The 7,242-nt window shown below is 58.7% G+C and carries 7 protein-coding genes; 5 read left to right on the forward strand and 2 right to left on the reverse strand.

Going from position 1 to position 7,242, the window contains the following annotated elements; all coding sequences use genetic code 11:
- On the forward strand, window positions 1–259 hold a 259-nt coding region (locus AC1AZA_RS11295), incomplete at its 5' end, for a hypothetical protein (protein WP_476514751.1).
- An 87-nt stretch (window positions 260–346) separates the two neighbouring features.
- On the opposite strand, the gene AC1AZA_RS11300 is transcribed toward AC1AZA_RS11295, so the two are convergent.
- Window positions 347–1,633 carry a type II restriction endonuclease gene (locus AC1AZA_RS11300; protein WP_476514752.1) on the reverse strand — a complete coding sequence of 429 codons (1,287 nt, stop codon included), beginning with the start codon at window positions 1,631–1,633 and terminating at the stop codon, window positions 347–349.
- A gap of 227 nt (window positions 1,634–1,860) precedes the next feature.
- Here AC1AZA_RS11300 and AC1AZA_RS11305 point away from each other — a divergent pair, with 227 nt between their 5' ends.
- Window positions 1,861–3,414, forward strand: coding sequence for a DNA cytosine methyltransferase (locus AC1AZA_RS11305; RefSeq protein ID WP_476514753.1), 1,554 nt, complete (start codon window positions 1,861–1,863; stop codon window positions 3,412–3,414).
- Here the strand turns inward: AC1AZA_RS11305 and AC1AZA_RS11310 are convergent.
- Window positions 3,411–4,514, reverse strand: a complete 1,104-nt coding sequence (locus AC1AZA_RS11310; RefSeq protein ID WP_476514754.1) for an MvaI/BcnI family restriction endonuclease — start codon at window positions 4,512–4,514, stop codon at window positions 3,411–3,413. The genes AC1AZA_RS11305 and AC1AZA_RS11310 overlap by 4 nt on opposite strands.
- A gap of 197 nt (window positions 4,515–4,711) precedes the next feature.
- On the opposite strand from AC1AZA_RS11310, the gene AC1AZA_RS11315 reads away from it, so the two are divergent.
- From AC1AZA_RS11315 to AC1AZA_RS11325, 3 genes are read left to right on the forward strand one after another with little or no spacing between them, the layout of a single operon-like run.
- Window positions 4,712–5,107 (forward strand): hypothetical protein, encoded by a 396-nt coding sequence (locus tag AC1AZA_RS11315; RefSeq protein ID WP_476514755.1) that lies wholly within the window; start codon window positions 4,712–4,714, stop codon window positions 5,105–5,107.
- Between the two features lie 32 nt (window positions 5,108–5,139).
- On the forward strand, window positions 5,140–6,345 hold the full coding sequence (locus AC1AZA_RS11320; RefSeq protein WP_476514756.1) for an AbiH family protein: 1,206 nt from the start codon (window positions 5,140–5,142) through the stop codon (window positions 6,343–6,345).
- Between the two features lie 42 nt (window positions 6,346–6,387).
- Window positions 6,388–6,630 (forward strand): pyrophosphohydrolase domain-containing protein, encoded by a 243-nt coding sequence (locus AC1AZA_RS11325; RefSeq protein WP_476514757.1) that lies wholly within the window; start codon window positions 6,388–6,390, stop codon window positions 6,628–6,630.
- Window positions 6,631–7,242 lie beyond the last annotated feature (612 nt).

Here is a 7,242-nt window from a genome sequence, read left to right on the forward strand (position 1 = left end):
CTCCGGCATCGTCGCCCTCGTCACGCCCGCACTCGTGCAGGCGTTCAAGAAGCACGTCCCCGCCGACTACGTGGGACTGACCAGCCTCGGCGTGAGCATCCTGCTCGGCGTCGTCGCCATCGCCGCCACCAACGGCTTCCACGGCTACGGATGGGGCATCGTTCTCACCGGCGTCATCGGCGTCGCGCAAGCCGTCTACACGCTGGTGAACCAGGCGTTCAGCGGCAAGCTGAGCAAGGACGCGGCTGCAGGAGAGTGACCCCGCCGGCCGCGCAAGGGATTCCAATGGAACGGGCCATGCCAGACGGCATGGCCCGTTTTTCGCGTTCCGGGGCTAATACGGCCCCTATAGAAGTTCGAGTCGCGCGGCCCGGGCTTTGTCCGGCAACCCCTTGACCTCCCTGATGAAGTCGGAGAACAGCATCGTGTTGTCGCGGACCTCTATGGGATGGGTGTCCCGGATGGGGGCGGGCATGACCAGCGTCAGCTGCTTGTCCAGCATCTGCTTGTTCTGGCGTTTGGAGACCCCCGCCTTGGCGATGGTGAACAGGTGCTTGTTCCCGATGCGGTCCGCCTCGTCGAGGACCTGACGCCACCGGTCCTTGGTGCTGGTCTTGATGGCGAGCATGCGCAGGTATTCGTCAGGATATTTGGGATTGTTGTAGTAGTCGATCCCGGGGAACAGGAAGTCGGGCTTCTTGCCGTCCTCGGTCAGGGCCTGTGGGGTGAATGCCACGCCTCGGGCCTCGAGGACGCGCTGCACGTGCTGTTCGAGGCTTTTGCCCGCGCGGCTAGCTCGCCGGTTCCTGACGTGCTTGTAGAAGTCGGTGAACTTGGGAACGTCCAGCCGGCCGTCCGACACGAACGGGTCCGTCTCGTACTCGCGCTGGATGATGGCCTCCTCGAACATGGTGAAGAGATGGTATTCACGCTCGTAGTATGCGAGCACCACCGCGTCGGGGTCGTCCGTGCGCGGGTCGACGTCCCGCAGGGAGCGTTCAGCGTACGTGGCGAATTCGAGACCGGTCGGGAATGCGTACCCCCATTTGCGAATCATCTCGGACAGGAGAATGTCGTCATCGGAATCGGCGACCCTGTGAAGCTCGATGCCCATCAGGGACAGCAGCTGGGCGGCGAAGACGTCCACCACATCCGTCCCGGCCCTGTCGGACACCACGGCGCGGTCCCCGGGCTCGCCAAGACCGAACAGCCACTGAAGCTCGGAATCCACCGCATCGCCCGCCCGGGCGACTGCCAGCAGGAGCTCGCCGCTCTTCAGATAGCCGCAGTAAAGCGTGTCGCCGGGAAGAGCGAGCGACATCACCCGGGAACCGGACGGATAGTAGATGCGCCATTCGGGCGACCGGCCCTCCTTGCCCCGCCGGGTGTCGTACCAGCTGATGGTGATGTTCTCGACGACGGGGTCGTCGTCGTCCGTCAGATACATGGACACGGTTGGGATCCCGTTGCCCAGCCGCGCCTTGCGGTCGACGTCCCCGAGAACGGACAGCATCTCCCTGCCGAATCCGCCGATCTCATGCTGGTGGCTGCTGGACGCGTCCACGTCCACACGGCTGAGCCTCTTCGAGGCGATTTTGGAGACGTAGTCCCCCAACATTCCGAAACTGGACATGCGCCCATTCTATCCGCCGTCTCGCCCATCCCGCCCCCATAGTAATATGGTATCAATCCTGATACCAATGAAAGGATGGCAGCATGGTGGATTCCACGGGGAGGGAACGCCCGGCACGGGACGACGGCACGCGCGGCACGACGGCAACGGGGACGCGGCGCGGCGCAGGACGGCGGCACGCGGTAAGATGGCCCATCGTCCGAACGTCGAGCAAAGGAGACACCAAGGTGACGAAAGGCAGCGGCCCCACCTTCATAGAGCTGTTCGCGGGATGCGGAGGCCTCAGCCTCGGCCTGCGGGCGGCTGGTTTCCGCGAGGTCATGGCGAACGAGCTGTCCTCCATGCCCGCCGAGACGTTCGCCCTGAACCTCATGGGCGTCGACATGCGCGACCCCGAGTTCCAGCGCACCGGCCCGCGGGACCGCAGGGTCCTGTGGATCGACCCGTCCTCGGACGACGTCGAGAAGCGCCTCGTGGACAACCCCTTCGAGCGCCCCGAGACGGACATGCCTGAACTGTCCGCGGTCGACGATTTCGAGGGCAGGTTGATCGTCGGCGACATCCGCAGGCTGAACGCGTTCGTCGAGCGGCGGGGACAGGCGCTGGTGCATGGCGAGGTGGACCTCGTCTCCGGCGGCCCGCCGTGCCAGAGCTTCTCCCTCGCCGGCCGGCGCGAGCTGGGCAACCAGCGCAACAGGCTGCCGTGGGAGTTCGCGAAGTTCGTCGACATCCAGCGGCCCCGCATGGTGCTGCTCGAGAACGTCGAGGGAATCCTGCGCCCGTTCAAGCAGGGCGAGGACACGTACTATGCGTGGTTCGAGGTGTGCAAGGCGTTCGCGAGCATCGGATACGCCACATGCCCGATGCTGGTCAACGCCCGCCTCGCCGGCGTGGCGCAGAACCGCCCCCGCTTCATCATGCTCGCGGTCCGCGGCGATCTCGCCGACGGCATCGCCCCGGAGCTCGCCCCGTGGTTCGCGCAGGGCCGGCGCCTGATCGAAGCCGTCAAGTCCGACAACCCCGCATACGACCGGAGCGAGTGGAGGTACTGGGATCTGACCGACCCCGCCGACGCGGAGCGCGCCGCGGGGACGGTCTTCGACCCTCTGGTCGCATTCCGTGATCCCGGGTCCCAGCACACCGTCCACGACGCGATCGCCGACCTTCAGGACTTCGACGCGCCCGAGCGCAGCGAGTATGTGCGCCAGATCGACTCCCAGCTGGGTTCACAGCTGGAGGACCCGGACCGCGAGATGGCGAACAGGCGTCACCCGAACAGCACCCCGAGGGTTCAAGCCCGGTTCCGCGTCTATCAGGTCATCGCGAACTCGCCCAAGGAGGTGGGCGACGAGATCAAGAAGATCATGCGTGGCCAGCGGGCGTCCATCACGGACGAGACCTTCCGGGAGCTGCGCAAATGGGATCTCCTCCAGTACGGGACCGGTCCCGCGGACACCCCCGAGCGCATGGTCGAGTACCTCTCCGGGCTCAGGACGCGCAAGTTCTCGCAGAGGGCGCTGGTCAGCAACCTGCCCGCGCCGGCTGCGCTGTCCATCCCGGACGATGTGGCCCACTACTCTGAGCCCCGCACGCTGTCGGTCCGCGAGATGGCCCGCATCCAGTCGTTCCCGGATTCGTTCGAGTTCCGCGGCATCGCCACGACCGGAGGCGAGCGCCGGAAGTATCAGGTCCCGCAGTACACGCAGATCGGCAACGCCGTACCTCCTCTGCTCGGGCGTGCGCTGGGCAGGGTGGTGTCCTCGATCCTGTCCCGGATCTAGAGGTCGAACCTCTCGGGATCGGGGAAGAGCAACGGCAGGTCGTCCTTCTCCATCTTGAATAGGACACCGTGGTCACGGTACCTGCCGTCCTTGTTGAAGTGGGCGGCGAGATCGAGCGTGATCTTGTCCGATTCAATCAGCGGGGCGATCAGGGACGCGTTCGGGTTCTTCGTGTGGATGACCTGCACGTACGTGAAGTACTCGACCCCGTCAATGGTCTGGGATTCCGCCCCGATCCAGAAGGTCTCGGGATGCTTGCTGCGTAGGCGGTCCCTTAGCAGGCGCATGGACCATGACGCCACGTAGCTTCGACGGTCGTTCTCATCCACATGCTGGATCTCGAGGCGGTCGGCCGCGTCGTTGATGTTAAGGATCAGACCGTACGCGTTCGGCCGCGAGACCCGGAAGGTCTCATACAGCTGTTGGCGGGCCTCGGTGGAGCCCCTCGGAACCTGCATTTTGCCGTACTTCTCCACGATCTCCCTGTACGACAGGCCCTCATCGGGCACCTGCGAGAACAACGTCGAACGCGTGGGGGTCCGAACCCTGCCGTCGCGGCTCAGTCTGGTGGCCTTGAGCTCGATGCCCTTGAAGTCGGGCTTCTTGGAATTGTTGCGTTCGATGCCCAGCGCGTGTTCGAGGGTGTCGCCCACGCCGGGATCGCCGGGGGTGATGGAGCGCAGGGGGCCAGCCGCCCTGATCTCGCGCATGCGAGTCAAAAGCTCTCGTTCGATGGCGCTTTCCACCACGCTCTTGCTCAGAACGCTGAATGCATAGCCGCCACCAAGCAAGGAATCCACAATGGCTGGGTCGGACAGGTTGTGAACGTATATTTCCTCGTCATGAACCGTAAGAGCAAGCAGATTACATGGCTTGCAGTACTGCTGCAGCCCGTAGATCCAGATGCGGGGGTCGCCGTGCTTGGTCACGGGACGATAGAGAGAAGTTTTCGTGTCGATCAAACCATCCGCCGTGACAAGGTGCGTCACGACGTAGTGGCGGTTCTCCGGGCCTTGCGCCTGCTGGGAGTAATCGTGCACGTGGCTGTAGTAGAGCAGGTCCCTGATGGGCGCGGTCGCGTCCATGATGGACTTCTTCATCCCCGTCGGCGTGGGTACAAGAAACGCGACGTCAACATTGACCTTCGCGAAGACTGGCAGAAACCTCTCGATGGGGGTGTCGGACATACTGAGCACTGGAACCTCGCTTGCCTCGTTGACGCGCTATGACTCAATCATACGATCTCAGAAGGCAAACTACGGAATGACGCGCCTGCCGGCACGAGTATCATGGGTCTATGAGTAGGTTAAGAGTCATGCGTTCAAGTCTCTGCTCGCGTATACTTCAGACGGACGGGGAAAAGAGGGAGTGCCAAGAATACGTTCTCAAGTTCACCACGCGCATCCCGATCTTCATGTACCTGACGGACTACCGCGAGCAGACCCTGAGAGACGCCATCACCAAGCTGGAGCTGAAACCGTTCAAGAGAGTCACCGGTCTAACCAAGGACGATTTCGAGCTGTTGGTCAGCCTCAACGCGTTCAACAGCGCCCGCATGAACGACGCCGTATACAAGTTCAAGCGATACGAGGACGACAGCCTCACCTACACCGGTCTCAACAAGCATGCGGACGACGCACAGGTCGGTCTGTTCGACACCGCCATCCCGGCGCAAGAGTTCGAGGAGATGTGAGCTCGTTTTGAGCTTCACGGGAAAGGTTCCAATTGGCGTATTCGCAGATCATAGTTTTGGGCAACGGTTTTGATTTGGCGCAGTCCGTCCCTTCGACTTACCATGAATTTTTCCAAGATCGATATAGGGAGTATAAGGAAAGCTTCAAAAAGGAAATCATGCCATGTGTCACTTATCAAGTGAATGTCAAGGATCCCTGCGTGTGGGATTACCTTTTCATAGCTTGGCATGATATGTCAAGAAAGCTTGATTATTGGAAAGATGTCGAAAGTGCAATCAAAGAGTGGGTCATCGGCAAAGGTGTTATCAGCCTTGATGATGCTCTAGATTATTGGTCTGGACTTTCTGTGAAGCCATCACGTCCTAATGCCGTTGTCAACGCATATCTAAAGATCCAGAAGTATGTTCATGATCATTCGGACGACATCGATTTTTCTGTGCTTAATTCCTTCAATGGTTCATCGATTTTGGACGACGAAGACGCAGAAGATCCAGTAGAAATACTCCGGGTGAAATTGCTTGACTTTTTCGCGAAGGAACTTCATGTTATTGAAGATGCCTTTACTCGATACCTGATACGAGTTCAGAATAATCCTTCATATGTTTCTAGCAGCAGAAACATATATGAGGCGATGGCGAAAACCGGGAATGACATTCCACTTGATAAGCAATCGAACGTCATTCTGTCCTTCAACTACACGACCCCTCTACTTCAGGAACCGAGAGAGAAGTCTATTTACTATCATCGAAATGTACATGGTGACGTTGATCGTTTCTCTGATGAGAATGCTGGAGGTTATGAATATCACGTCATATTTGGCATTGACGGTCAGTCTCATATGGATGAGCCGGGTGTTTATCAATTTACCAAAACCGTCAGGGTGCTGAAATTGCGGCGTCAGTATTTGATAGGGGAGATGGCAGGGCGTTCGATATTTGATGCGCAAAACAATGAACGCGGTATAGCTGAGGTCAAGTTTTTCGGTCATTCCTTGGGGGAAGCTGATTACTCCTACTTTCAGTCGCTATTTGACCAAATTGACTTATACGGCGGAAATACTAAACTAACCTTCTTCGGTACGGCGTCGCATTCCGCCAACTACGATGCAATCATTCGATTGATGACAGAATATGGAAAGACCATTGTACCCGAAGCGCACGGAAGGAATCTTCTTCATAAACTGCTGCTTGAGGATCGATTGAAGATAGCTACATTGGACACGACAATCGTAGCGTAAACCCTATTTTAAAAGGAGGGATGTGACGTTAATGTAGGCAGTGTGGAACCTTTCCGCGGTGAGCTGCTGCATCAGGACAAGCCGCAAGCTTTGAAGGTGCTTGAAGAAGCCGCCGAGGTAATAGAGGCATTCAAGGACTGGAACAAGCATGGGCAGACCGCCGAGCAGCGTCATGATCTGATTGACGAGTGCGCTGATGTGGTTCAATCAACGGTCAATCTTATGGCCGCTATGGAGTTTACCGATGATGAGATCCGTCAGGCCATCGAGGAGTGCCGTGCTTGAAACGATGCCCGAGGCCGTATGACGCCGCATTCTGATGTCTGAAGCATCTGGCCCGCTGTTCCTCAGTCGTCTTGTCGTTTCAGCCGCGGAATGATGCTCGCCATCGTGTCTGTGACTCAGACACGATTCAGACACGACGACCCCCGAGAACGGCGAAATCAGCGGCAATCAACGAACATCGCCAAGAGTCCAGAAACCGCGTCACATCAACGAAAATGAGACTAACGAAGCTCACAATAACTAACGAAACAACCCAAAAACCGAACAAGGGGTTACCCAGTCAATCACCCTTGCTGGAGCGCAATCTAGCTACCCGCGACACGCCGAGCGTGTCACCTTCCCAAGCGGCCAATCTCAGTAACATTTCAGTAACAGTGACCGTCAGGATTAGCCAAACGCACTGGTTCCAGCAAAGAACACCAAATCTCAGAAACGGCTTGATTCCAACGATATTCAACCCATCCAAAGCAGCCGGTTTTTGCAAAACAACCCCCTGATGGTACAGGATGTCGCGGGTTCAAATCCCGCTGTCCCGACCGAAAAGGCCTGCTCCCGCTTGGGATTGGCGCCTTCCCAGTTTGAAGCAGAAGACCGCTATGGTAACGATGGGTA

This window comes from Bifidobacterium sp. LH_389, from assembly GCF_056357235.1.